General features: G+C 64.4%; 20 protein-coding genes and 1 pseudogene. 3 read left to right on the forward strand and 18 right to left on the reverse strand.

Going from position 1 to position 24,735, the window contains the following annotated elements:
* Position 1: 1 nt before the first annotated feature.
* The 9 genes from nuoM to nuoE form a co-directional block, all read right to left on the reverse strand.
* On the reverse strand, positions 2-1,498 hold the full coding sequence (nuoM, locus tag ACWHYV_RS08155; protein WP_447980150.1) for an NADH-quinone oxidoreductase subunit M: 1,497 nt from the start codon (positions 1,496-1,498) through the stop codon (positions 2-4).
* Complete coding sequence (gene nuoL / locus ACWHYV_RS08160) at positions 1,495-3,489, reverse strand: NADH-quinone oxidoreductase subunit L (protein ID WP_447980151.1); 1,995 nt, start codon at positions 3,487-3,489, stop codon at positions 1,495-1,497. The genes nuoM and nuoL overlap by 4 nt, the downstream gene beginning before the upstream one ends.
* Before the next feature lie 142 nt (positions 3,490-3,631).
* On the reverse strand, positions 3,632-3,928 hold the full coding sequence (gene nuoK, locus ACWHYV_RS08165) for an NADH-quinone oxidoreductase subunit NuoK (protein ID WP_447980152.1): 297 nt from the start codon (positions 3,926-3,928) through the stop codon (positions 3,632-3,634).
* Between the two features lie 265 nt (positions 3,929-4,193).
* Positions 4,194-4,694: an NADH-quinone oxidoreductase subunit J gene (gene nuoJ, locus ACWHYV_RS08170; protein WP_447980153.1), complete on the reverse strand. Its 501-nt coding sequence runs from the start codon at positions 4,692-4,694 to the stop codon at positions 4,194-4,196.
* A 175-nt stretch (positions 4,695-4,869) separates the two neighbouring features.
* Positions 4,870-5,400 carry an NADH-quinone oxidoreductase subunit NuoI gene (gene nuoI, locus ACWHYV_RS08175; RefSeq protein WP_447980154.1) on the reverse strand — a complete coding sequence of 177 codons (531 nt, stop codon included), beginning with the start codon at positions 5,398-5,400 and terminating at the stop codon, positions 4,870-4,872.
* Positions 5,401-5,493: 93 nt separating this feature from the next.
* Complete coding sequence (gene nuoH, locus ACWHYV_RS08180) at positions 5,494-6,462, reverse strand: NADH-quinone oxidoreductase subunit NuoH (RefSeq protein WP_447980155.1); 969 nt, start codon at positions 6,460-6,462, stop codon at positions 5,494-5,496.
* Entirely contained in the window at positions 6,459-9,161 is a 2,703-nt protein-coding gene (nuoG, locus tag ACWHYV_RS08185; protein WP_447980156.1) for an NADH-quinone oxidoreductase subunit NuoG, read from the reverse strand. The genes nuoH and nuoG overlap by 4 nt, the downstream gene beginning before the upstream one ends.
* A gap of 131 nt (positions 9,162-9,292) precedes the next feature.
* Positions 9,293-10,603, reverse strand: a complete 1,311-nt coding sequence (gene nuoF, locus ACWHYV_RS08190) for an NADH-quinone oxidoreductase subunit NuoF (RefSeq protein ID WP_447980157.1) — start codon at positions 10,601-10,603, stop codon at positions 9,293-9,295.
* A gap of 137 nt (positions 10,604-10,740) precedes the next feature.
* On the reverse strand, positions 10,741-11,205 hold the full coding sequence (nuoE, locus tag ACWHYV_RS08195; RefSeq protein ID WP_447980158.1) for an NADH-quinone oxidoreductase subunit NuoE: 465 nt from the start codon (positions 11,203-11,205) through the stop codon (positions 10,741-10,743).
* Between the two features lie 161 nt (positions 11,206-11,366).
* Here nuoE and ACWHYV_RS08200 point away from each other — a divergent pair, with 161 nt between their 5' ends.
* Positions 11,367-12,179, forward strand: coding sequence for an IS1595 family transposase (locus ACWHYV_RS08200; RefSeq protein ID WP_447976980.1), 813 nt, complete (start codon positions 11,367-11,369; stop codon positions 12,177-12,179).
* Between the two features lie 66 nt (positions 12,180-12,245).
* Here the strand turns inward: ACWHYV_RS08200 and nuoC are convergent, their stop codons facing one another.
* From nuoC to ACWHYV_RS08220, 4 genes and pseudogenes are all read right to left on the reverse strand, one after another.
* Entirely contained in the window at positions 12,246-14,015 is a 1,770-nt protein-coding gene (nuoC, locus tag ACWHYV_RS08205) for an NADH-quinone oxidoreductase subunit C/D (RefSeq protein WP_447980159.1), read from the reverse strand.
* Between the two features lie 79 nt (positions 14,016-14,094).
* A pseudogene (locus ACWHYV_RS08210) lies at positions 14,095-14,751 on the reverse strand (NADH-quinone oxidoreductase subunit B); the annotation flags it as partial.
* Positions 14,726-15,172, reverse strand: a complete 447-nt coding sequence (locus tag ACWHYV_RS08215) for an NADH-quinone oxidoreductase subunit A (RefSeq protein ID WP_447980705.1) — start codon at positions 15,170-15,172, stop codon at positions 14,726-14,728. The pseudogene ACWHYV_RS08210 and the gene ACWHYV_RS08215, both read right to left, overlap by 26 nt.
* A 229-nt stretch (positions 15,173-15,401) precedes the next feature.
* Positions 15,402-17,654 (reverse strand): [protein-PII] uridylyltransferase family protein, encoded by a 2,253-nt coding sequence (locus ACWHYV_RS08220; protein WP_447980160.1) that lies wholly within the window; start codon positions 17,652-17,654, stop codon positions 15,402-15,404.
* Between the two features lie 83 nt (positions 17,655-17,737).
* Here ACWHYV_RS08220 and ACWHYV_RS08225 point away from each other — a divergent pair, with 83 nt between their 5' ends.
* Both ACWHYV_RS08225 and ACWHYV_RS08230 read left to right on the forward strand, forming a co-directional pair.
* Entirely contained in the window at positions 17,738-19,417 is a 1,680-nt protein-coding gene (locus ACWHYV_RS08225) for a [protein-PII] uridylyltransferase family protein (RefSeq protein WP_447980161.1), read from the forward strand.
* Between the two features lie 254 nt (positions 19,418-19,671).
* Positions 19,672-20,037, forward strand: coding sequence for a hypothetical protein (locus ACWHYV_RS08230; RefSeq protein ID WP_447980162.1), 366 nt, complete (start codon positions 19,672-19,674; stop codon positions 20,035-20,037).
* A gap of 356 nt (positions 20,038-20,393) precedes the next feature.
* Here the strand turns inward: ACWHYV_RS08230 and ACWHYV_RS08235 are convergent, their stop codons facing one another.
* The 5 genes from ACWHYV_RS08235 to ACWHYV_RS08255 all read right to left on the reverse strand — a co-directional run bounded on the left by ACWHYV_RS08235 (position 20,394) and on the right by ACWHYV_RS08255 (position 24,478).
* Complete coding sequence (locus ACWHYV_RS08235; RefSeq protein WP_447980163.1) at positions 20,394-21,266, reverse strand: YfdX family protein; 873 nt, start codon at positions 21,264-21,266, stop codon at positions 20,394-20,396.
* Positions 21,267-21,405: 139 nt separating this feature from the next.
* A complete protein-coding gene (locus ACWHYV_RS08240; protein WP_447980164.1) occupies positions 21,406-21,960 on the reverse strand; it encodes an Hsp20/alpha crystallin family protein in 555 nt (184 codons plus the stop codon).
* 15 nt (positions 21,961-21,975) lie between these two features.
* Positions 21,976-22,377, reverse strand: coding sequence for a hypothetical protein (locus ACWHYV_RS08245; RefSeq protein WP_447980165.1), 402 nt, complete (start codon positions 22,375-22,377; stop codon positions 21,976-21,978).
* Positions 22,378-22,409: 32 nt separating this feature from the next.
* Positions 22,410-23,570, reverse strand: coding sequence for a hypothetical protein (locus ACWHYV_RS08250; protein ID WP_447980166.1), 1,161 nt, complete (start codon positions 23,568-23,570; stop codon positions 22,410-22,412).
* A 239-nt stretch (positions 23,571-23,809) separates the two neighbouring features.
* Positions 23,810-24,478: a response regulator gene (locus tag ACWHYV_RS08255; protein WP_447980167.1), complete on the reverse strand. Its 669-nt coding sequence runs from the start codon at positions 24,476-24,478 to the stop codon at positions 23,810-23,812.
* Positions 24,479-24,735 lie beyond the last annotated feature (257 nt).

Genomic DNA, 24,735 nt, shown 5'->3' on the forward strand with positions numbered 1-24,735 from the left:
CTTACCGCTGGACCATCCTTGCCGAGGCGGTCGAGGCTTGGAGTCGATCGAGCGCCGGCTCCACGGTGGAGAGGACCGGCTGCGGATAGACGCCGAGCCAGACTTGGACGGCGATCATCACGGCGAAGGCGGCGGTCGCCGGCGCCGGCAAGTCCGGAATCGGGCCCGGCGTCCTGATCGGACCGTGGAACGTGCGCTGGACGAGCGCGAGGGCATAGATCGTCGCAGCCACGATACCGACCATCGCCAGCGCCGTGCCGAGCACCGTGACCTGATACGATCCCATCAAGACGAGAAACTCCCCGACGAAGTTCGCGAGCCCCGGCAATCCCAAGGACGCGATGGCGAAGAACAGCGCGATGGCGGCCAAGCGCGGCACGGCCGCCCAGAGTCCTCCCATCCGCCTCATGTCCCGCGTGTGGAGCCGTTGCTGAAGGGCGCCGACGAGCATGAACAGCGCCCCCGTGCTGACTCCATGCGCCACCATCTGCATGACGGCGCCCTGCAGGGCCAACCTGTTCCAGGCGTAGAGCCCCAGCAGGACGAACCCGAGATGACTGATGCTGCTGTACGCGACCAGCCGTTTGAGATCGTGCTGCGCGAACGCGAGGACGGCGCCATAGAGAATGCCGATCACCGCGAGCGCGATGGCGACGGGGGCGAACGCGTCGGACGCCTCGGGAAACAGGGGAATCGCAAAGCGGAGCAGGCCATACGCGCCCGTCTTGAGCAGCAATCCGGCCAGCAGGACGCTCCCGCCCGTTGGTGCTTCCGTATGCGCATCCGGGAGCCAGGAATGGACGGGGAACGCCGGCAACTTGACCGCAAAGGCCGCAAAAAATCCCAGCATCAGCCACTTCGACGTCTCGGGCGAGACCGGCGTCCCGAGGAGGGCCGCATAATCGAAGGTCAACGTGCCGGTCTGCCGAGCGTGCACGAAGACGAGCCCGAGGATGGCGATCAGCATCAAGAGGCTTCCGGCTTGCGTGAAGAGAAAGAACTTGAGGGCCGCATAGGTCTTGTGCTCGTGGCCCCAGATGTTGATGAGGAAGTACATGGGGATGAGCATGACTTCCCAGAAGACGAAGAAGAGGAAGAGATCCACCGCGAGGAACACGCCGACCGTGCCGGCGATCACCCACAGCAGGTTGAAATGGAAGAACCCGACGCGCTCACGGATCTCCGTCCAGGACGCGACGAGCGCCATGAGCCCCAAGAACCCGGTGAGGACGACCAGCACCACGCTGATGCCGTCCATGGCCAGATGCACGGTGATGCCCCAACGTGGGATCCACGCCGCCGTCCATTCGGCGAGCCACCGTCCGGCCGGTGTGGCGGCGTCGTGGCGCGTCCCCGCCCACGCAACGGCGGCGATCAGGAGGTCGAGGCCGAGCGCGGCACCGGCGATCCACCGCGGCCACGCTCGACCGCGCCGTTCGCTCAGCCAGGCGGCCGGCCCAGCCAGCAGGGGGATCACGATGAGCCAGACGAGGATCATGGCGTGGACCACCACAAGACGAACGCGATCATGGCGACCGAGCCGCCGGCCATGACCGCGGCATACCAACGCACGCGGCCGGTTTGGATCCGCCGGAGGCGGAGCGAGGCGAGGCGGCTGACATCGCCGACGGCGGAGGACAGCCGATCCACGACGTCGTCGCGGTTCACGGCGGCGAGCCACAGGAACGGCCGGACGAACAGTCGGTCGTAGAGACGGTCGAAGCCCCAGCCTTCGAACCCCAGCCGCGAGACGACCGCCGCTCCGGGGGCCTGAGCGATCCGGGCCGCGAGCCTCGGCTGCTTGAGGAAGAGCAGCGCGGCGACCCCGAGACCGACCAGGGCGACGAGCATCACCGCCGCTTGTTCCAGCCATTCGGTCGCGTCGACGCCCTCGGCCATCGTCGGCGCCGGGAGCGCGGTGTGCATGTAGTCGCTGAAGAGGGTCACGTGGCCGAGCCAGCCGGGCATCTCGAGGAAGCCGGCGGTCACCGCCAACGCGGCGAGCACGAGCAGCGGCAGGCGCATCGGAAAGCCCGGATGCCCGTGCGGCGTCGTCTTCATCTCTCCGAAGAAGACATAGAAGACCAACCGAAAGCTGTAGACCGCGGTCAGGAAGGCGCCGAGCAGGCCGGCCGCCCAGAGCCACCGGCTGCCGGCCGACGAGGCCCAGGCTTCCCAGAGGATCAGGTCCTTGCTGTAGAAGCCGGCGGTCACGAGCGGCAGCCCGGCGAGCGAGGCGGCTCCGATGAGGAAGGTCCAGAACGTCAAGGGCAAGGCTCGCCGCAACCCGCCCATCCGGAAAATATCGTGCTCGTGGCGGAGGCTCAGGATCACCGCGCCGGCGGCCAAGAACAACAGCGCCTTGAAGAAGGCATGCGTCATGAAATGGAACAGGGCCGCGGACCACGCGCCGACGCCCAAGGCGAGAAACATGTACCCGATCTGACTCATCGTCGAGTAGGCGAGGACGCGCTTGATGTCCCGTTGCACGAGGGCGCTGGCGGCCGCGAGCAACAGGGTGGCGGCCCCGATGACCCCGACGGCGAGCTGCACGGCGGGCGCGAGCGCATAGAGCGCGTGCAGGCGGGCGATCAGGTAGACCCCGGCGGTCACCATCGTGGCGGCGTGGATGAGCGCGCTCACGGGCGTCGGACCGGCCATCGCATCGGGGAGCCAGGTCTGAAGCGGAAGCTGGGCGGATTTCCCGACCGCGCCGCCGAGCAAGAGTGCGGTGGCGGCGACGGCGGGAAGGGCGCCCACGGCCCACTCCCGAGGTGCGCGGGCGAGGAGGTCTTGAATGTGGAGCGTCCCGAAGTGGGCAAACAGCAGGAAGAGGCCGATCGCGAAGGCCGTATCGCCGAGCCGGGTGACGATGAACGCCTTTTGAGCGGCCCGGCCGTTCGCCGGCTCGGTGTACCAAAACCCGATGAGCAGATAGCTGCAGAGGCCGACGCCTTCCCAGCCGAGGTAGAGCAGCAGCAGATTGTCCGCGAGCACGAGCGTCAGCATGGATGCGACGAACAGGTTCATGTAGCAGAAGAAGCGGCGGTAACCTTCGTCAGTTTCACCCGCCGTCTCACCCGCCAACTCCCCGAGCGCGCCGGGACGCGCTCCCTCCCCGTGGCCCAAGCCGGCCGAGACCGGCTCCTTCCCGTGGGCCATAAATTCCGACGAATACAGGTGGATCAGGAACCCGACGAACGTGATCACGACGATCATGACCAGCGAGAGCGCATCGAGATGAAAGCCGATCGACGGGGCGAAGCCCGACGTGCTCATCCAGGTCCAGAGCGTCTGGCTGTAACGGTTCCAGGCGGGCGGGGCGCTGAGGAACGCGGCGGCGACGAGCCCCGTGACGAGGGCGGAGGCGCCCACGGCGCCGACCCCGACCCAGGCGATGGCCCGGCGGGTCAACCGCCCGCCGAACACGGCGAGGATGACGAAGCCGGCCAACGGCAAGGCCGGGATGAGCCAGAGGTAGTCGAGCATCGTGCGTCCGTTGGGTCTGTTAGGTCAGTTAGGTCCGTTGAGTCCGTTCATTCCGTTTTGGCCCGTTAGGTACGGCCGTTTTTTGGGTTCCTGTTACGGATAGAACCGACCAAACGGACCTAACAGACTCAACGTTCCCTCGTCATCCTCTCATCAGGCTGGCGGCATCGGCGTCCAGCGTCGTGAACCGATGATAGAGCTGCAGCAGCAGGGCGAGCGCCACGGACACCTCCGCCGCCGCGAGCGTGAGGATGAAGATGAACATGACCTGCCCATCGGGTTGGCCCCACCGTGCACCGGCGGCGATGAAGGCCAGGCCGGCCGCATTGACCATGATCTCCACGGACATCAAGATGAAGACCAGGTTCCGGCGCACCAGCAGGCCGACCAAACCCAACGCAAACAGGATCGCCGCCAGCACCAACGCGTCTGTCGCCATTTCTCAAATAGTGATGAATGCAGAGTGCTGAGTGATGAATGGAGGAGAAACGAATCCTCTCCTCTCTTGCACTCATCACTCATCATTCATCACTCATCATTCTCTTCGTCGGCTGCTGTCCCCTACTCATCACTCATCACTCATCATTCATCACTCATCATTCTCTTCGTCGGCTGCTGTCCCCTACTCATCACTCATCATTCATCACTCATCACTCTCTTCGTCGGCTGCTGTCCCCTACTCATCACTCATCATTCATCACTCATCACTCTCTTCGTCGTCGTCGGCCCAAGTGATACGCCCCAATGAGCCCCGGCAGGAGCAGCAGCGAGGCCAATTCCACGCCGATGAGATAGGGGCCGTAGAGGCTGATGCTCACCTGCTTCGGGTTGATGCTGGTGAGGAGGGCCTGCGCCTCCTCGCCGACGTGCAGCCAGACGTACAGCAGCTCGCCGAGCAGGATGAGCGCGAGCACGGTCGGCCCGAGGTACATGCGCGGCTCCAGCCAGCGGCGTTCCTGCTCGATGGCCTTCGGCCCCAGGTTCAGCATCATGACCACGAAGATGAACAGCACCATGATGGCGCCGGCGTACAAGATGACTTCCAGGGCGCCGATGAAGGGCGCCCCCAGGATGAAGAAGATCAACGCCACGGCGAGCAACGACACCGTGAGGTACAGCAGCGCATGCACGGCGTCCACGTGGGTGATCACCCGAATGGTCGCGAGCACGGCCACGACGGCGGCGATGTAGAAAGTCAGCTCCATAAAGAAGTAAGTGAGTAAGTGAGTAATTGAGTAAGTGAGTAATTGAGTAAGTGAGTAAGTGAGTAATTGAGTAAGTGAGTAAGTGAGTAACTGAGAGAAAGCGCCCTTTCCCAATTACTTACTCGATTACTCACTTACTCAATTACTGCAGGTCTAATTACTTCCCTTATTTCCTTCACGGTAAAAGACTCCGCACGTCCACGGGCGGGGCCTCGTTTTCGGCTTCGCCTTTGTCTTTGCCTCCGATCTTGACGCCGGCCACACGGTAGAAGTTGTAGCCGTGATACTTGCCCTGCCCGTCGATCAGGAGGTGTTCTTTCTCGTACACCATGTTGCGTCGCTCGTATTCGCTCATCTCCACGTCGGGGATGAGCTGGATCGCATAGGTCGGGCACGCCTCTTCGCAGTGCCCGCAGTAAATGCAGCGTGAGAAGTTGATCCGGAAGAACGCCGGATAGCGGCGATCGTGTTCGGTCGGGTCCTCGGCGGCCTGCAGCGCGATGCAATCCACCGGACACGCGACCGCGCAGAGATAGCAGGCGACACAGCGCTCCTTCCCGTCGGGGTCGCGCGTCAAGACGATCCGGCCGCGAAAGCGCGGCGGCAGATACGGTTTCTCATCGGGATACTGGAGCGTGATCGGCCGGCGAACCGTCCGCTTCGCCACGATCCAGAGACCCTTCACTAGATCAATCAGGGAACGCATGCTCCGTGAAACGGTAATTAAGTAAGTGAGTAATTGTGTAATTCGTTTGAATTACTCACTTACTAATTACTCAATTACTTTCCCACATGCCAGTTACTCAATTGCTTCTCCAGCACGCGCGAGCACTAAGGCGCCCGTCGCCATCACGTTCACCAGCGCCAGCGGCAGCAGCACCTTCCACCCCAGCGACAGGAACCGATCGAAGCGCAGCCGCGGCAGCGTCGCGCGAATCAGGAAGAACAGCGTCATGAAGGCCAGGGTCTTGATCAGAAACCATGCGACCGGCGGAAGCCAAGGACCGTGCCAGCCGCCGAAGAACAGCACCACGATCATCGCCGAGATCAGGATGACGCCCGCGTATTCCCCCACGAAGAACATGCCGAACTTCATGCCGGAGTACTCGGCGTGGAACCCCGCGACCAACTCCGTTTCGGCTTCCGGGATGTCGAACGGCGAGCGGTGCGTCTCGGCGAGCCCCGCGATGAGGAAGATGACGAAGCCCAGGAACTGCGGGACGATGAACCAGCCGTCGCGCTGCGCCTCCACGATCTCGCGGAGGTTGAAGGTGCCGGTGAGGATCACGACGCCCATCAGGGAGAGCCCCATGAAGACCTCGTAGCTCAGCAGTTGCGCGGTCGCCCGCATCGCGCCCAGGAACGGGTACTTGCTGTTCGAGGCCCACCCGCCCAAGACGACGCTGTAGGCCGCGAGCGAGGTCATGGCGAGAAAGAACAGGAGGGCGATGTTCAGGTCCACCACGGCGAGGCCCGGCCCGAACGGGACGACGGCGAACGACAGCAGCGTCGTGACGATCACCACGGTGGGCGCGAGGATGAACACCGGCTTGTCGGCGAACGGCGGCGTCCAATCCTCTTTGAAGAAGATCTTGATCATGTCGGCCGCGGACTGAAGGATGCCGAACGGCCCGACCCGGTTCGGCCCGAACCGTTCTTGCCAGAGGCCGAGGAGTCGGCGCTCGATCCAGATGGCGAGCGCGCTGAGCGTCAGGACGCCTCCCAGCACACCGAGGATGATCAGGATGGTCGCGATCGTCGGGTTCATCCCGCCCCTCCAACGGTCAGATGGGCCCACGTCGGGAGCAGGCTTCGCGGCCAGCCGTCGAGCACCGGGACGCCGGCCGCGCCCTTCGGAATGCCGGGCGAGAGGGCGACCGGCAAACGGTACGTGCGCGCCCCGATCGTGATGATCGCGTCACGCCCCGCGTCCAGCCCCAGGCGTCGCGCGTCGTCGGGGTGCACGGCCACCGAGGGCCGAGGCACGCGGGCGCGGATCGCCGGCGCCCGACCGCTCAGCTCCTCGCTTCCGAACAGATGATGAAACGGCAGCAGCAGCCATTCGCGCGGTCTCGGAGCGAATGCGGGTGGAATGTCGGTGAAGTAGTCTCGCGAGCCATCCGCCGGCTGGATCAGGCGTACGCCGGGCACTTCCTCGCGCAGCGGCCCGCCCACTTCGCGTTGAAACTTGTTCAGCGCTTGATTGGAATTCCAGCCCGGCGCCCAGAACTGCGGGATGAGCGGCGAAGGGAGCCGGCCCCGATACCCTTCCACGGAAAAAGCGAGCGGGGAGTCGGGATCCTCGGCCGGCTTCGGCTCGTGCACCGACACGTCGGCGAACATGGCGGTGCGCCCGCTGTAGCGCTCGGGCTGCCGCGGCACCTTCCGGCCGGCAAAGCGTACGTCCGACGGGGGGGCGACGTGCGTGACGCCGCCGAACATCGGCATCTCGGTCGCCAGCGTCCGGATGACGTCGTCGAGATTCTTCCAGCCGGGCGGCTCGCCCCGCATCGAGGCCAGGTCGTGGAGCCAGCGCCAGCCCTCCTGCACGTCACCGCCGGGAACGAACACTTGATAGAAGCGTTGCGCACGCCCCTCGTAGTTGATGAACGTGCCGTCGCCTTCGGCGAAGGTGGCCGCGGGCAGGAGGACGTCCGCGCGACGCGTCGTCGGGGTCTCGACCCCATCGAGGACGATCACCTGGCGCGCACGGCCGAGCACGCGCTCGGCGGTCTCGGTGCCCAGCTCACGGGACAAGTCCCGCTCGAGGACGATGAGCACGGCACGCTCCCCGCTCTCCAGTTGCTCGTACGCGGCCTCCAGGGTCACCCCGCCCATCACGGCGACGCCGATCGTGTTGCAGTCCGGCACCGCGTAGCAGACTTTGGCGGCGGAGTTGCTCCGGTGAAGCGCCCACGCGACGTTCGCCGCCGCATGGATCACCCCCTCGTCACCGCTTCCCATCCCCGCGATGACCACCGGTCGCCGAGCGGCGCTCAACGCCTCGGCGATCCGCCCGGCCAGACTTTGCAGGGTGGCCTCGAGCGGCGCGACCGCGGGGGCGTTCGCGTCGATCGCATGGGCGACGGCGAAGCCGAGCCGGGCCGTGTCGGCCGGGGTGAGCGCGGCGTGCTCCGTCGCGAAATCGTGCAGCCAGGTGCGGCGGTGGCCGATGATGAAGAGCGGCCCTTTGCGATCATGCGTCGCCCCGCGCACCGCCGCATCGTGCCACCGCGGGATCCCGAGCGCATCGACGAGACCCATCGGCTGCTGGCGGATCGCTTGCAGCAGGGCCAAGGCGAGCCGGGGCGCGGTGTTGAGCACATCCTCCCCGAGGACCAACACCGCGTCCGCCTCTTCGACCTCCTGGACGGCGGCCACCGGGGTAGGCCCGGTCTTCAGGACGTCGAGGATGGCGGAAGCGAGCGCCTGCTCGCGCGCCGACAGGCCGGTGCAAAAGGCGCCGGCCCCGACCAGCTTCCGGAGCGCGAAGTTGGCTTCCAGGGACGCCCGGGGTGAGCCGATGCCGATCAGCCGCCCACCCAAGGACGCCGCCGCCCGCTCGAGCGCCTCCCGCGGTGAGACCGGCCGGGCCGGGCCCGAGCGGTCCTCGCGGACGGCGGTACGGGTGATGCGGTCGGGACTATTGACGAAGTCGTATCCGAAGCGTCCTCTGTCGCAGAGGAAATAGCCGTTGATCCGGCTGTTGTACCGGTTGACGATCCGCCGCAGCACGCCGTAGCGCTCGCCGGGCGTCGTGTTGCAGCCGATGCCGCAGTGGACGCAGATCGACTGCGCACTCTGGAGGTCCCATTTGCGGGTGTAGTGGTGAAAGAGCGTGTTGTCGTTGAAGACGCCGGTCGGGCAGATCTCGATGAGGTTCCCGCTGAACTCGTTTTCAAGGACACCCTCTTCATGCCGGCCGAAGTACACGTGGTTGTGCGAGGCGAAAACGTCGAAGTCCCGCCCCCCGGCATAATCGCGGTAGAACCGGACGCAGCGGTAGCACTCGATGCAGCGGTTCATGTCGTGCTTGATGAACGGACCGAGGTATTGATTCCGAAATGTGCGCTTGGGAAAACGATAACGGCGATAGGCGTGGCCCGTCATCACGGTCATGTCCTGCAGGTGGCATTCGCCGCCCTCGTCGCACACCGGGCAATCGTGCGGGTGGTTCGCCATCAGCCACTCGACGACGCTTTCGCGAAAGGCCGTGGCTTCCGGATCGTCGATGGAGATCCGGGTGCCCTCGCTCGCCGGGGTCATGCAGGCCATGACCAACCGTCCCTGCCGGTCCTGCTCGTCGCGAAACTGCTTGACGGCGCACTGGCGGCAGGCGCCGACCGATCCCATCGCCGGATGCCAACAGAAGTAGGGCAGGTTCAATCCCCGCGACAAGCAGACCGCGAGCAGGTTCTGCTTCGCGTCCACGTCGTAGGGCCTGCGATCGATATAGATGGTCGCCATGACAAATAGCTGTCAGCCGTCAGCTTTCAGTTATCAGCTTCGGACTCAGTCATGACTAGGCGGAACGCTGATAGCTGATCGCTGTGACATAGAGCTGTCAGCCGTCAGCTTTCAGCCATCAGCCTCATGAGCTACGCCGAACGCTGATAGCTGATGGCTGTCGGCTGCTTGGTCCACGGGCAGCGGTGCTCGCGGACGTGCCGTTCGAAGTCCTCGCTGAAATACGTAAGCGCGCTGGCCAGCGGATCCATGGCGCCGGGCGCCAGGGCGCAAAACGTATTCCCCGGCCCCAGGAACTTCGTGTGCATCCGGAGCAGGTCCAGGTCGCCCGGGGTTCCGCGTCCCGCTTCCAGCGCCTGGAGGATCTGCGCGACCCAGGGTAGGCCCTCGCGGCACGGGGTGCACCAGCCGCACGATTCCTGGGCGAAAAACTGCTCGAGATTCAACATGAACCCGACCGGGCAGGTGGCGTCGTCCAGGAGGATCATGGTGCCCGTGCCCAGCCGGCTTCCCGCGCGCGGGACCGAGTCGAAGTCCATCGGCGTGTCCAGATGGGCCTCCGTGAGAAAGGCCGTGGACGCCCCGCCCGGGAGTAGGCCGCGGAGCGTTCGCCCGCGCCGCATCCCGCCCGCATGGATCTCCAGGATCTCCCGCACCGTCGTGCCCATGGGCAGCTCCCACAGCCCCGGCCGATTGACCGCGCCGCTGACGCCGTACAATTTCGTGCCGCCGTCCTTCCCGCGCCCCAGACGCCGATACCAATCCGGGCCGTGCAGGACGATGTGCGGGACGTTGTAGAGCGTCTCGACGTTTTGCACGACGGTGGGCTTTCCCCACAGTCCCGAAACCTGCGGGTAGGGCGGCTTCGCCCGCGGGATCGCGCGCTTGCCCTCCAGCGCGTTCAACAGCGCCGTCTCCTCGCCGCAGATATAGCGCCCTGCGCTCGTGTGCAGATGGACCTCGAAGCTGAAGTCCGACCCGAGGATCCGGCGGCCCAGATAGCCGTGCTCACGCGCTTCCGCGATGGCCCGCGCCAGCCGCCGTGCGGCGACGTGGTACTCCTGGCGAAGGAAGATGTAGCCGGTGTCCGCGCCGATCGCGTAGCCGGCCACGATCATGCTCTCGATCATCTGATGCGGATCGCCTTCGAGCAGATGGCGGTCCTTGAACGTTCCCGGCTCCATTTCGTCCGCGTTCACGACGAGATATTTCGGATGCGGGGCGTCGGCGCCCACCGGGACGAAGGACCACTTCTTGCCGGTCGGGAATCCGGCTCCCCCGCGCCCCCGCAAGGTCGATTCCGTCACGACCCGCTGCACGTCCTGCGGCGAGAGCGTCCGCAGCGCCGTGTGCACCGACTCATATCCGCCGGCCTTCTCGTAGTCGGAGACCCACAGCGGCTCTTCATCGGGATGAATATGGCGAGTGAGGGGCGTGTTCATGCCTCGATCAACGTGATTCGTGATTCGTTATTTGTTACTCGGTTCCCGCGTTTCACGATGAGTGATGAACGATGAGCGACGAATGAAAGAGCCGTCTCTTCTCAATTCATCATTCATCACTCTACACTCATCACTTCTTACCGGTATCGCTCCAAAATCGCGTCCACCTTGTCTGGCTCCACCCGGCCGTGCAGATCCCGGTCGATCATCATCACCGGCGCGCGGTCGCAGGCGCCGAGGCAGACAATGGGGAGCACGGTGAAGCGCGCGTCGGGAGTCGTCTCGCCGAAGGCGACCCCGAGCCGCTTCTGGACGCGCTCACGCACGGCGTCATAGCCCATGGCCCAGCACGAGATGCTGTTACAGAGGAAGACCACGTGGCGGCCGACGGGCTTGCGAAAGATCAGGTTGTAGAAGGTCGCGACGCCGTCCAGCTCGTCCGGGGTCATCTCCAGCAGCGCCGCGAGGCTCTTCAGATCCTCATCCGACACCCAGCCGCGATACTGCTGCACGATCTTCAGCGCCTCCACGCACGCCGCCCGCTTGTCCGGGTAGTGGGCCAGCTCGCGTTCGATGTCTCGTCGCTCGACGTCGGTCAGCATGTTCCGTTATTGGTGACGCGTTATTCGTTACTCGTTAAACGAGAGACCCGATCGGCTCTTTGAAACACTCCCTCACGATTAACGGCCAACGATCAACAATTAACGATTAACTATGGTGATTACTAATTTCTGGGCCAGGCCTAAAATGGAGGCCTTGGCCCATGACACAGACGGCGCTGTCGGTTCGGCTCGTCGACGAACGATTGAGACGACATCAGTGTGTGCGGTGCGGGACACCGCATCGGCAGTATCGTCCGGGGGCGCGCACCCGCTGCCTCGCTTGCCGGTGGCGGTATCGACCCGATCGGGTCGCCCGTGAGCTGCAGATCTTGCAGCTCTTCTGCTTGGAGATCTCGGCGCTGCGGACGGCGCGAGAACTGCGCATGAGTCCCTTGCCGATCTGGCAGCGCTTTATGGCCTACCGCCGCTGGATGGCCACGATGGCCGAGACGGAAGCCCGGCCGCTGACCGGGGAACTGGAATGCGATGAGAGCTATTTCGGCGGCCGTCGCCGCGGAGGGCGGCGGGGGCGCGCCCGTGGCCCAAAAGTCATTGTCTTCGGCATCTTGGAACGGCAGGGCCGGGTCAGCACCGTCGTCGTCCCCCAGGCCGATGCAGCGACGCTGATGCGGGAAATCGAACGTCGAGCGCTCAAAGGTGCCGTCTTCTACACGGATCGCTTTAGCAGCTATAAATCCCTGCGGCGCTACGGCAAACACCTGCCGGTCGACCATGGGCAGACCTATGTGCAGCGGGGGCGTCATTACCTTCGCCACATCAACGGCATTGAAGGGTTCTGGAGCTACGCCAAGGAACGCTTGCGCAAGTATCATGGCGTCAGCCGCTTGCACTTCCCGCTCTATCTGAAGGAAATGGAATTTCGGTTCAATCATCGCCGGGATGATCTGTTCGAGTTGCTTGGGACTCACTTGTTGAAGGTCTTGTTCGAGTATCCGATTGGCTATTCCACCTAAGGAAAAAGAGGCCTTGGCCCAAGATTTAGCAATCACCTTAACTATTAACAAGCTAACCTCTTCCCTTCACCGATCCACGTCCGACAGGACGAAATCGATGCTCCCCAAGATCGCCAGCAGGTCGGACAGCAGCTCGCCCCGGGACATGAGCGGCACCATTTGAATGTGCGGGAACGAGGGCGTGCGGATCCGTGTCCGGTACGATGTCTGGCTGCCGTCGCTGACGAGATAGTAGGAGACCTGCCCCTTGGCCCCCTCGATCTGGACGCCGGCTTCCCCGGCCGGGATCACGGGGCCCCAGCTCACTCCGAGAAAATGGGTGATCAACGTCTCGATGTCGTGCATCGTCCGCTCCTTGAGCGGCGGGGTGGCCAGCGGGTGGAGGGCCTTGTACGAGCCCGCCGGCATCTCGCGCAGGCATTGCTCGATGAGTCGCAGCGACTGCCGCATTTCCTCGACACGGACCACGGCCCGGTCGTAGCAGTCCCCCTTCGAAGCCACCGGGACGTCGAAGGCGAGATGCTGGTATCCCGAATAGGGTCGTTGCTTGCGCAAGTCCCATTTCAGGCCGCAGGCACGCAACCCCGGGCCGGTCACGCCCCATTCGATCGCCTCGTCGAGCGTATACGCCCCGATGCCGACCGTCCGGTCCTTGAAGATCGGGTTCTGCATGACAAGCGTGTCATATTCGTCCAGCCGCTTCGGGAAATAGTCGAGGAATTGCCGGACGAGCTGATCCCATCCCTCGGGGAGATCGCTTGCCACGCCGCCGATGCGAAACCAGTTCGGATGCATCCGGGCGCCGCACACCGCCTCGGCGATGTGGTGCACGCGCTCGCGGTCGTTGAACATGTAGAACACGGGGGAGAGCGCGCCCACGTCCTGGGAAAACGTGCCGTACCAGACGAGGTGATTCGCGATCCGATAGAGCTCCGCCATCATGATCCGGATAAGCTTCACGCGGTCCGGCACCTCGATGCCCGCCAGGGCTTCGACGGATTGAACATACGCCATCTCGTTCAGCAAGCCCTGGAGATAATCGACCCGATCGGTATAGGGGATGTAGGTATGCCACGTCTGGCGCTCGCCCATCTTTTCCGCGGCCCGGTGGTGGTAGCCGATGTCGGGCACGATGTCGACGATCGCCTCGCCCTCGAGCTGGACGACCAGCCGCAGCACGCCGTGGGTGCCGGTGTGCGCGGGGCCGAGATTGAGGAACATGTAGTCGAAGCGCTCGTCCTCGGACGTCGCCAACCCCCAGTCCTCCGGCCTGAACCGGAGCGCGTCTTGCTCGGCCTCCTGCTTCTCCTCGGGTAGCGTGAACCAGCCCATCTCCGTCGCCCGCGCCGGATGCTCCTTCCGCAACGGGTGGCCGACCCAGGTGGGCGGCATCAGCAGGCGCCGCAGGTGCGGATGGCCGTCGAAGCGAATGCCGAACATGTCCCATGCTTCGCGCTCATACCAGTTGGCGTTGGGCCAGAGATCCGTAATCGTGGGCATGCTCGGGTCGTCCCCGCGCAGCGGCACCTTCAGCCGGACGTCGGAGTTCCGCTCGAACGAGAGGACGTGATAGACGACCGTGAAATCGCTTGGCGGCTGTCCCTCCCGGTGCTGCCGGAGACGCTCATCGATGGCCGTCACATCGAACAGCAACCGGTAGGGCCGGGGGACGTCGCGCTTCAGGGAGGCGAGGACCGCCTTGGCGGTCTCCGGCCGCACCCAGACCGTCGGCACGCCGTCGCGCGTGGCCTGCACCGTGACGGTCTCGGCCCCGAACCGCGTGCCCAATTCATCGGTGACGGCGGGGTGCTCGGTGAGGACCGTCTGCTCAGCCACCGGCCGGCCTCCATTGGTTCGGCGTCTTGTCGCCGGGCCGGCGCTCTCCCGGCCGCCGCCAGAGCGCGTCGGTGATGGGCAGGGTGTCCACGGACGGATAGTCCGTCGCGTGCCGGCGCTCGTCTCGCTTCCGGTCCCTGAGCGCCGGCATGATGGGCTTCCGCACCTCACCGGGCCCGAAGAGCCAGCTCAAGGGCCGGCGCTCCTTGCCGACCTTCTCCTGCAGCAGGAGGAGACATTCCATGAACGCATACGGCGGCGGCGGACAGCCGGGCATGTACACGTCGACGGGAAGAAACTTGTCGACCCCCTGCACGACGGAATAGATGTCGTACATGCCGCCGGAGTTCGCGCACGACCCCATTGAGATGACCCACCGTGGCTCCATCATTTGCTCGTAAAGCTGCTTGATGATGGGCGCGACCTTGATGAACACCGTTCCGGAGACGACCATCACGTCCGCCTGCCTGGGCGACCCGCGGACGACCTCGGCGCCGAAGCGTGCGATGTCGTAGGCGCTTGTGATGCTGGTCGCCATCTCGACATAGCAACAGGAGAGGCCGAAGTTGAGCGGCCAGAGGGAGTTCTTGCGGCCCCAGGCAATGAGATCCTGGAGGCGCGCGAGCAGCACCGACTCTCTCACCGCCTCAGTCGTCGACGCGGCGTAATCCTGCGTCGCCCCGGCTAGCCGACCGGGCTCCTTGGTCTCGCTACGCCACCATCGGTTCCCGGTCATCCCGTTCCTCCCCTTTCCGTTGTCTGCCGCGATCGAACTGCGCACCCCAGTTCAAGGCCCCGACTCGCCAGAGGTATGCGAGCGCCGCCAGCAGGATGCCGATGAAGACCGCGATCTCACCGAACCCGAGCCACCCGGTTTCCGGGACGGCGACCGCCCATGCATAGACGAAGACCGCCTCGACATCGAAGATCACGAACAGCATCGCGGCGAGGTAATACTGGATGGGCAGGCGAAGCCGCGCGCTCCCGGTCGGGACGATCCCCGATTCGTAGGGTTGCCCGGTCCCCTGCTCAATGTGACGAGACGGGTTGCGCCAGTGGCGCTCGCCGAGCAGGGCGGGGAGGGCCAGCATGCCGCCCACGACGAGCAGGACCGCCCCTGCATAGACTACCAATGGCCAGACTTCCCCGCGCATCATCACTCCGTCGACGAGGAGGAAGGCAAGCGGCGCGCCAAGCTCGCCGACGTGGGCCAGTCTCGGCGGATTGCGCTGCGGGATGCGCCGGGTGTCTAAGCCGCCGCGGAGTAAGGGGTTCTCGAGGGACAGCAACCGATCGTGTGCTCGAAGGGTGAAGGCGAGGAAGATGCGGGAGTCGAAGGGCCCGAGAGGGTGAACAGCCTGTCCGGGAACGGACAGCCTGTCTGGGTCAGAGCGGGCCAAACCGCCGGGTGAAGAAATCTCGTGTGCGGGTCATGTGGCGTCGGATGTCGGCGTCGAGCTTGCCGGCCCCTGCCTCCCAGGTATCAGTGGCGTACCCGACCCGGCGGGCCAAGAACACGAAGGCTTCGGAATCGCGCGGCGGAAGCACGAGGTCCTTGGCGTGGCCGCGGACGATGCGAAGGCCGTCGATGAGCATCCGGAAAAAGAGATAGGCTTCTCGGAGGTCCACCAGGTCGGTCTCGTCGAGGAGATCCGCCTTTCGAAGGGCCGCGAGCGCTTCCAAGGTATTGGGGGTTCGGAGGGGGGCGAGCCGGTGCCCGTGCATGAGCTGGAGATACTGGACGGCGTACTCCACGTCGATGAGTCCGCCGGGACTGTACTTGATGTTGACCTGTCCCGGCTCGGCCAACTCCTTCACCTGACGGCGGCGCAGCTCCAGCGCCCCCTCCACGTCCCACGGCTCGCCGCTGTATACGAAGGCGTCGCGGTGCCGCTCGACCCGGCGGCCGAGGTCTTCGTCGCCGGCGACATGGCGGAGCTTGATCAACGCTTGGCGCTCGAACGGCGCGGCCAGTCCGCCCGAGCTGTAGTAGCGCGTGACCTCGTCCAGGGTATTGGCGAGCGGTCCTTTGCCGCCGTGCGGGCGCAGGCGGACGTCCAGATGGAAGATGCCTTCCTGTTTGGCTTCGATCCACTGGAGCACCGCCTGCACCAGGCGCTCGAAGTACTCACTGTTGTCCAGCGTCTGCCGGCCGGTGGTCTCACCCGGGCCGCCGTAGACGAACAGCACTTCGATGTCGGAGGCGTAGCCTAGTTCCCGCCCGCCGAACTTCCCCATGCCGAACACCGCCAACGGGCAGGGCTTCCCGTCGGCCAGCCGCGGCGTGCCGTGCAGATGCGAAAGCCTGGTCTGGCAGTCCCGGATCGATTCGGCGAGCACGACTTCGGCCAACTCGGTCAACGCGCGCGAAAAATCGACCAGGGTCGAGTCGGGGTCGAGCAGGTGCTTCATGTCGATCCGGAACATCTCCTGGTCTTTATAATGGTTGAGCACCCGGCGGCGCTGCTCGTCGTTCCGTGCGGAGGCGACCTTCTTGCGCAGCTCCCGCACCATGTCCGCTTTCGGGCGCACGAGCGGCATCTGCTGGTAGCTCTCGAGCATCGGCAGCAGGTTCGCATGTTGCCGGCGGAGGAAGTCCTCCCACAGGAAGTCGCTCGTCCCCAGGAGGCGCGCGAGGGACGTCAACGTCTTCTTCTCCTTCAGAAAGTCGAAGGCCCGGCCGCCCCGGCGGCCTTCGAGCAACTGGTCCAGAAATCCGTCGAAGTGATCCAGGGCCTTGGCCGGGTCGGGCGCCCAGGTGAGGAAGTGGGTGAACTGCTTGATCAGCGTCGCGGTCAAGCGCAGCTCTTGCTGTTCCGCCGCGTCGGCGATCTTCTGCCCGTGGCGGCCCCGCACGAAGAAGCGATCGTGGAGCTCGGCGCCCACTTGTTCGAACCGGGCCTTGCGAATGTAGATGCCCCGCATAGCGAGCGCATTGGCGAAGGCATACAGAAAGGCGGGGGTGTCGGTCGAGCGAATGTCCATCACGGTGTCCGCCGGCGACCGCGCGTTGTCGAACTCGATGTGCACGGGATGGAGCAATCCCGACGAGCGGCTGCCCGCACGGCTCAGGGTTTCCACCAGCCGCCGATTGACCCGGTGCCGCGCCTCTTGGTAGCGCTGGGCGTCGAGGAGGCGGATCATGGCCTCCAGCTCCCCGGCCAACTGCGCCTGCTGCTCGGGGCCGAAGGTCGTCCCGGCCATCGGTCGAACCTGGAAGAGATCGACGATCTTCTTGCGGCTCAGTCCGGGGCGTGCGGGGGGACGGCGGCGGAGCGACGACTCGCGACGGAGCGGCGGGAGCGGCTCGGACTCTGCAAACGTGTAGATCCGGCCTTCCCGAATATCGAGCCCGAAGGCAGAGAGCAGCCCGCAGATCACCGCGAATTCGGAAAAATAATCGTACGCGACGATGACGAGCTCGACCAGCTCGCTGGGCAGCGGCGTCACGCGCATTTGTGACGGGTGATCCGGGTCGAGTGCGGCGGCCAGGCGGATGTGCTGCGCGATCTCCCCGGGTTCCAGATCGTCGAGGTACTCGGGATCCATTCGGGTGAGGAAGTCGCGGACGACCTCCTCTTCGATGGTCGCGCACAAGGGCCGGATGATCGGCAGGAGTTGCTCGGGAGTCGCCGGCATGGTCAGCCGAGTATACAGAAAATGACGCCCGGTTGTCTGGGCAGGGCTGTCCGCCCCCTACGCAGAACGGTATAATCCCACGCATGTCCGCCGGCCGCCATCCTTCCGTCCCGACGAAGACCGGTCCCGCGCCGCATCCGGACCCGCGGCCGCTGCTGCTCGCCTCCCGCCTCGACCCCGAGACGGTCGCCGCGCTGCTGCACCCGTACGGGATCGTCGACTGGAAGCGGGCCGATGCCAACGTCCAGTCCATGGCCGGTGATCCCCGCTCGCGCGCGCTGCTGGCCGAGATCCTCCCTGACCTGCTGGAAGCGGCGGCCGAGACGGCGGATCCGGATCTCGCGCTCACCCATTGGGAGCGTTTCGTCGAGGCCGGCGCGAATCGGGCGTCGCTGTTTACCTATCTCAGGACCGCCCGCCGGATGCTGCACCTGCTCTGCACGCTGTTCGGCAACAGTCCTTATCTCGCGCAGACGCTGATCCGAGATCCGTTGCTCGTCTACTGGCTCGCCGAGGAGCGGGTCCTCACGAAGCGGCCGTCGGCACGTGAGCTGGATCGCGGGCTCCGCACGATGCTCGCCAACGTCACCGCCCCCGAGCTGAAGTATGAAGCCTTGCGCCGGTTCAAGCGCCGGGAGATGCTGCGGATCGGCGTGCGGGACCTGTTGAAGCTCGCCGACGTGCCGGAGACCACCGAGGTGCTCTCGCATCTGGCCGCGGTCTTGATCCAGGCCGCGTACGAAATCGTCCAGGCGGAGCTGAAGGTGCAGTACGGGACGCCGATGCACCGCGACCGGGCGGGGAAGTGGGTGGAAACCGGATTCGCCGTCATCGCGATGGGCAAGCTCGGCGGGGGCGAGCTCAACTTCAGCTCGGATGTCGACCTCATCTACGTCTATGCGTCGGACGAGGGAATGACCCGGGTGCCCGGACAGTCCCGGGCGATCTCGATCCCCAACGAGGAGTATTTCGAATATCTCGCACGAGGATTGACGCGCGCGCTCACCGAGCATACGCAGGAGGGCTCGGTGTTCCGCGTGGATCTGCGTTTGCGGGCCGAAGGGTCGGTCGGACAGTTGGCCCGCTCGCTGGCCCGGTACCGTCAATACTATCGCGCGCGCGGGGAGGGCTGGGAGCGGCAAGCCCTCCTGAAGGCCCGGCCGATCGCCGGCGACGAGGCCGTGGGCCGGGCTTTCCTGCGCATGGCGCGGCCGCTCATCTTTCTCTCGAAGGACGCCGGGCAGGTCTCGACCTCGGCGGTGATCGACCAGGTCAAAGCGCTCAAGGCCATGATCGATGAGAAGATGGCCGGTCGAGGACATGAGCGGAGGAACGTCAAGCTGGGGATCGGGGGCATCCGAGAGATCGAGTTCCTCGTGCAGGCGGTGCAGATGTGCTACGGGCGGCGCCTGCCCTCCATCGTCCACCGGAACACGCTGACCAGCCTCGTGCGCTTTCGCCAGGCGGGCCTCCTGTCCGCCGAGGAGCAGACCGCCTTGACGCGCGCGTACCTCTTCCTTCGGGACGTCGAGCACAAGCTGCAGATGGTGCACGACCTGCAAACCCACGCGCTGCCGGACTCACCCGATGAGCTCGCTCGATGCGCGAGCCGGCTCGGCTACACCGGCGTGGACCGCAAGGAGGCCTTGCGGCTGTTCCTCGCGGACCATCAGCGGCACACGGCCTGCGTCAATCAGATCTTCCGAAGCCTGGTCGATTCCCCGGAGCGTTCGGCTCTCCTCGGCGCGGCATTGAAGAAGTAACGGGCGTGGTGTGTCCTCACGAGCAGCCGATCCGGCGCGGGTGCCAGTCGGACACGACGTGGTCGCTTGTCACGTGGACGACTGGTGGGAGGGCCGCTCTCCCGGTCCCCCTCACCTACGTAATCGATCCCATTGACCGTGCCCCACCTCGGGCGCACACTGAGAGTGGCTCGCGAATACATTCTCCACATGTGCCGTCGGTGCTCTGTCCGTCTCGGCGTGCGGGGCACTGTTGTTCGAGGAAGGGGGGCAACATGAACAGGCTAGTCCTTCCGTTCGCGTCAATCGCTCTTGTCGCGGGTGTGTCACTCGCGTTTGCCAATCCGGCCATGTTGCCGAAGCACCCGGGGTATCCCGCGGGAAAGGACACGTCTCCGGTCACCGGGCAGCCTTTGGCGAATGATCCTGGACAGCAGAATGTGACAGGCGAGCGGGCCATGCTCGAGGCGGCCGCGGCCGAGGACGCGCATGTCTCGCAGCGGCTTCGCGGCGAGCAGGATCAACGAATTCTCGAGCGGCCCGGCGCAGGACTCCTGCCGAAAGTCCAGGGGCCGCAGATCACGATCGAGCCGCCGGTGAAAGAGGGGACGCGGATCCCCTCGAATCGAGAGATCCAGTGAGCGCCTGGTGAGCGCCTGAGGTGGGCGGATCGAGCCGATTGCGTTCGGTCCCTCAAGGGTGAGTGAAAAAGAAAGGGCCGGGCGGCGTTACAGCCGCCCGGCCCTTTCTGCTGAGCATCAAACCCGCCGCGCTCGCCGCGTTCTATAGCGCGCTTCGGGACACCTTGGTCGGGTCGATGATGCCCGCCTCGAGCAGGTCGATATAGGTCTCGCTCGCCGCATCGAATCCGAAGGACGTCTTCGACTCCACGCGCACGCGGCAACTCCTACCATTCTTCGGGATCTGCTGCAGGCCTCACGGAGACCGTTCCTAATTTGAGCCGCCGAGGCGGAGGTCAGGAGGAAGATTCCAGCCGTTACGCTGTCCGGAACCAGGCCGTGATCTCACCCCACCAGTCCATGATCTTCGCGGCCGTCTCTTTGGCATTTTTCTTGGTGTCCATCGTTTTTCGTACCTCGTCCATCTCTTTTCGGATGGCTTGAATCCGACTGCTATGCTCCTTGGCCCCAGCCTTCTCATATTCCAGGAGGGCCGTCGAGGCCTGCTGCAAGGCGAGTTGAGCGTCACCGAAGCGTCCCTGCAGCACCAACTCCCGGGCCAAAGACAAGTTCTTGCGCGCCTCCTCCAAGGGGAGGTCGGTGGCGATATAGGTAAAGACCACGTCCGTCTGAATCGACATGAGCGCGGTATCGGCCACATCCCAGTGCTCTTCCTCGAGCGCCTTTTTCGCGTCCTCCAGTTCCGCCTTCGCATGAGCCAGATCCAGCTCGGCCCGGGTATGCTCCAGTCGAACCTCTCGTACGATCGGCGTCCCGGCTCGATGAGCCTTCTCCGCTTCCTGCCGCTTGGCTTGCTCCACCGGTCCCAAGATCGAGACCTGATCGATTTCGTCGTAGATCGGGACGCGCAGCGGTTGGACTTCGTCCGTATCCTCGTAGTTCAGCTCGCCGGCCTTGATCGTGGTTTTGACCGTGTAGCGGGGGATGCTTCGCTCCAAGATCTGGACTAACGTGAGGGCTTTGTCGATCTGCGACAAGGCGTCGCCCTTCTTTTTCCCCTTGATGGCCAGCCGGGCCTGATCGACATGCTTGAGGATCCGGCCGCCGGCCAACGAGATGTTGCGGCGCTCTTCCGAACTGAGATTGACGTGCGGCTCGGTATTCACCGCGGACTGGATACGGGGCTCCGTGCTGCGGGATTCTGCGGCACAGGCTTCTGAAGTCCCCATCACGGTCAGGAATGCTAGGCACGTGAATCCCACCGCCCATGTGGTCGCGTCTCCGTACCGATCTCCTGATCTCGGTGAAGAACCGCAGCGGCTGTAGTGATGTCCTTCTCAGGATCTGCATCACATCTCCGGCAGATCCTCACGCTGTCTTCACCTCAATGACACGTGACGCCGCTCTGGGGCTTGCCTTCCGCGGCAGCGTGATGGTCAAGACGCCGTTCTTCAGTTTCGCGTCCAATCGGTCGCGATCGGCATCGTCGGGCAAGGACAGTACCCGCTCGAATGCCCCATAGCGCCGCTCCATGCGATAGATGCCGGCATTCTGCTTTTCCCACTCCTGCCGTTTCTCTCCGCGGATCAGCAGCGTATCGTCCAGCAGTTCCAGGCGCAGATCGTCAGGCTCCAGCCCCGGCACCTCCGCGGTAATCACGTACTCGCGATCCGTCGCCGCAATATCGACGCTGGGTTTGATCACTGTGAGTCCGCCGTCGCTGAGAGCCCGGGCGGCATCTGCGAGCGGCCAGCCCATGCTGCGGAACACCTGGTCGAAGAGTCGATCGATCTCCATGTGCAACGGGGCCAGCGGGTTGCTCAAGGATTCGCTGCGCCGCACCGCAACGAAATCGCCCCTTCCTCTTCCTTCTTGAACCAATTCCACGGCATCAGCTTTTTCAGGGTCATACTCATCGCTCATCCTTTCCAGACACCGTCAGTCCATGTCTTCGCCGATGATCTCGAGAAAGTACTCCGCATGGCCACAACGGAAACGGCAGCACCGGCGCTCGAGGTGGCGGCCGCTACTCAGCAGCACGTCGTGCGCCGTCTCCTCGCATCGACCGAGTCCCAATTGTTCCGCTGCCCGGTTTCGATACAGCAGCTCGCCCCGCGATCCCCACAGGTTGACTGCATCGGTCATCGTATCGAGGAGGAACACGATGGGATTGTGGCGAAACGATGCCGCCCAGGGCAGCGGCCCCGCACCCCGGTAGGCCGGCAGCTCGAAAGCGGCCACCAGCGCGGCGGTGGCAATCTCGCCGCCCGCTGGCGGGTCCTGTTGCGACCTGCGTGCGGGTGGTCTCCGTCGCACGGGAAGCGACTCTCCATGTGCCATAGAGCACTCCGAATGGGTCCAGTCACCAACGATCAATCCGGGAAGCTCGCATACGTGGCCGCGCGCTGCATCTCGAGCGAAATGGCGTGGCCTTTGGGCGTCACATAGGCTTCAATCTGATCCCCGGGCAGGAAGAGACCGGTTCGCAGCCGATACGAAAGCTGTTGCGTGCACTGATCCCGATGGATATGGATGCGCTTTCCGGACGAGTCCCTGACGATCAAGAAGTTCTCCCGGACATCGACCACTTGACCTCGGACGATGTCCCCCTTGGCCTTCTCAGGATCGGGGCAATTCGCGCTGGCTACACGCTGCCGTTCCTCCTCCTTTTGCTTCGTCCGGTGTGGCTCGCCGACGAGGTCAAGCGGCATGGATTCTTGCAGGTTCTTCACGATGCGATACAGCTCCTGCAGCTTCGGCGAGCGGTCCAGCACCGCTTTCGGCGTCGCCGGCGGCTCCAAGTACTGATACTCGGTGTTGAGAGCAAAGCCGCCGTTCTGCTTGGTGATCGTGAAGTCGGCCCAGGGCACGGGCACCAGCATATCGGTCTCGGCCAAGCGGATCACCGCGTACTCGATGCGGCCCGTGCCCGAGTCCATGATCATCTTGTGCAACGTCCCCAGCACCTTCCCGTCCGGACTCTTCACCGGCGTGGGCTTCTGCGCCTCGACCTCCCGCAGGGCGCCGAAGGGGACCGGGACGACCAGATAGTCGCCTTTGGTGGCGCTGGCGATGTTCAAAATGTTGTCCAGCAAGTGCCGCTCGATTTCACGCTCGGCGGTTTTCTCCTGTGGGGGTAAGGCTCGGAGGGTCGTCACTGTCCCCAGATCGGAGACTTCTGCCTTGACCCGGTCACCGGGCTTGAACACGCAATCGCCGCTCGGCTTGGAAGCGGTCTGCAAGCTGCAAATGACGCGGCTCCCTTCATCCGTCACCAAGCGCACTTCATCTCCAGACTCGTCGTCCCGGATGTAATAGTAGTTGCTCTCGATGCGGAGGAGCGGGCCGGTTACGAAATACTTTGCACCGCCCAACGTCATCTGCGCGCTCGCCTCCGGCGTGTGATACTTGCTCGGATCGCGGCTCTTCTCGATGGCTTTGGTGGTGTCGGCCTCCTCGGCAAAGGCTGCGGGTAGGGCGGAGAGGAACGTGAGACTCACCCCCAAGACAACGCTACGCGTCATGCGAGACATAGGGCACCTCCTCGAACATGGGCTCCTCCCTTTGCGGTTGGCCACTCGTGAAGAAGCGGGTGATGGTGCAACGAGCCAAATATAAAAACCGTGCGGCCAACGACCAATACAGCAGGTCCTGTATTTTGACGTGGAAAAGGCTGTATGGCGGGCCAAAGGCGAGATCGAGGACGTGAAGGATCTTTTGCGGGCCGACCTCCGCGCGCTGACCGTGAACGGCTATGGGCAGAGCGGGGAGGTCACGGCGCCACGATCTGATTGCGGATGGCGTAGCGGACGAGATCGACAATCGAGCTCAGTTCCAGCTTCTGCATGATCCGATGTCGGTGGGTTTCCGCCGTGTTGACGCTGATATTGAGCGCCGCTGCGATGTCCTTGTTGCTCTTCCCCTCGGCGAGAAGCTGCACGATCTCCCGTTCGCGCGGCGACAACAGGTCCGGCGACGATCCATTCACTCCACGGCTCGCACCGTTGTCGCGATTTGAACGGAGAAATTCGTTGAGCATGAGCGAGGAGACCTTCGACGCAAAGAACACGCCGCCTGCCGACAGCGCGTCGATGGCCGCCGGCAGGTCGCGTCCTGCATGTGATTTCAAGACATATCCGCGAGCGCCGGCTTTCAAGACTTCGCGGATGAGCTGCTCGGATTCATGCATGGTGACAATCAGGACCTTAGCTGAGGCGTCCCGCTGGAGAATCTGGCGCGTCGCTTCCAGACCGTTCATGTACGGCATCATGAGATCGAGAATGCAGAGGGCCGGCTTGAGCCGCTCGGTCGCCTCGACCGCCTCACGCCCATTGGCCGCCTCCCAGACGATCTCCCACTCCGTTCGGCTCTGTAGGAGAGCCCGGATGCCGTACCGCACGATGTCGTGATCATCAGCGATGAGAATCCGAACCGGCTTCATATCAAGTTGAACCTATCCGAAATGACGGTGTTGCGTGTGTTTCTCCTTATGTCACTTCTTCGACCTCCTTTGCTGTACGGCAGGGGTACTGCCCGGCTTTTCGCTTCGACGCAGCGCCTTCGATCAGGACGGCTCCGAAAAGAGCGCGGCAAGGCGATCCGACCAGCGAGGAGTCGTCTCCCCGCCGCTACGGGTTCTCGCTCACTACCAGCCGATTGTCGTTGGGACTGCGTTGTCTTCAGCTCGGCCGGTAGACG

Source organism: Candidatus Nitrospira bockiana (genome assembly GCF_965152565.1).

Bases quoted from the DNA above. Each gene is read 5' to 3' on its own strand.
- nuoM (WP_447980150.1), bottom strand. From the start codon at position 1,498: ATGATCCTCGTCTGGCTCATCGTGATCCCCCTGCTGGCTGGGCCGGCC.
- nuoL (WP_447980151.1), bottom strand. From the start codon at position 3,489: ATGCTCGACTACCTCTGGCTCATCCCGGCCTTGCCGTTGGCCGGCTTC.
- nuoK (WP_447980152.1), bottom strand. From the start codon at position 3,928: ATGGCGACAGACGCGTTGGTGCTGGCGGCGATCCTGTTTGCGTTGGGT.
- nuoJ (WP_447980153.1), bottom strand. From the start codon at position 4,694: ATGGAGCTGACTTTCTACATCGCCGCCGTCGTGGCCGTGCTCGCGACC.
- nuoI (WP_447980154.1), bottom strand. From the start codon at position 5,400: ATGCGTTCCCTGATTGATCTAGTGAAGGGTCTCTGGATCGTGGCGAAG.
- nuoH (WP_447980155.1), bottom strand. From the start codon at position 6,462: ATGAACCCGACGATCGCGACCATCCTGATCATCCTCGGTGTGCTGGGA.
- nuoG (WP_447980156.1), bottom strand. From the start codon at position 9,161: ATGGCGACCATCTATATCGATCGCAGGCCCTACGACGTGGACGCGAAG.
- nuoF (WP_447980157.1), bottom strand. From the start codon at position 10,603: ATGAACACGCCCCTCACTCGCCATATTCATCCCGATGAAGAGCCGCTG.
- nuoE (WP_447980158.1), bottom strand. From the start codon at position 11,205: ATGCTGACCGACGTCGAGCGACGAGACATCGAACGCGAGCTGGCCCAC.
- ACWHYV_RS08200 (WP_447976980.1), top strand. From the start codon at position 11,367: ATGACACAGACGGCGCTGTCGGTTCGGCTCGTCGACGAACGATTGAGA.
- ACWHYV_RS08215 (WP_447980705.1), bottom strand. From the start codon at position 15,172: ATGATGCGCGGGGAAGTCTGGCCATTGGTAGTCTATGCAGGGGCGGTC.
- ACWHYV_RS08220 (WP_447980160.1), bottom strand. From the start codon at position 17,654: ATGCCGGCGACTCCCGAGCAACTCCTGCCGATCATCCGGCCCTTGTGC.
- ACWHYV_RS08225 (WP_447980161.1), top strand. From the start codon at position 17,738: ATGTCCGCCGGCCGCCATCCTTCCGTCCCGACGAAGACCGGTCCCGCG.
- ACWHYV_RS08230 (WP_447980162.1), top strand. From the start codon at position 19,672: ATGAACAGGCTAGTCCTTCCGTTCGCGTCAATCGCTCTTGTCGCGGGT.
- ACWHYV_RS08235 (WP_447980163.1), bottom strand. From the start codon at position 21,266: ATGGGGACTTCAGAAGCCTGTGCCGCAGAATCCCGCAGCACGGAGCCC.
- ACWHYV_RS08240 (WP_447980164.1), bottom strand. From the start codon at position 21,960: ATGAGCGATGAGTATGACCCTGAAAAAGCTGATGCCGTGGAATTGGTT.
- ACWHYV_RS08245 (WP_447980165.1), bottom strand. From the start codon at position 22,377: ATGGCACATGGAGAGTCGCTTCCCGTGCGACGGAGACCACCCGCACGC.
- ACWHYV_RS08250 (WP_447980166.1), bottom strand. From the start codon at position 23,570: ATGTCTCGCATGACGCGTAGCGTTGTCTTGGGGGTGAGTCTCACGTTC.
- ACWHYV_RS08255 (WP_447980167.1), bottom strand. From the start codon at position 24,478: ATGAAGCCGGTTCGGATTCTCATCGCTGATGATCACGACATCGTGCGG.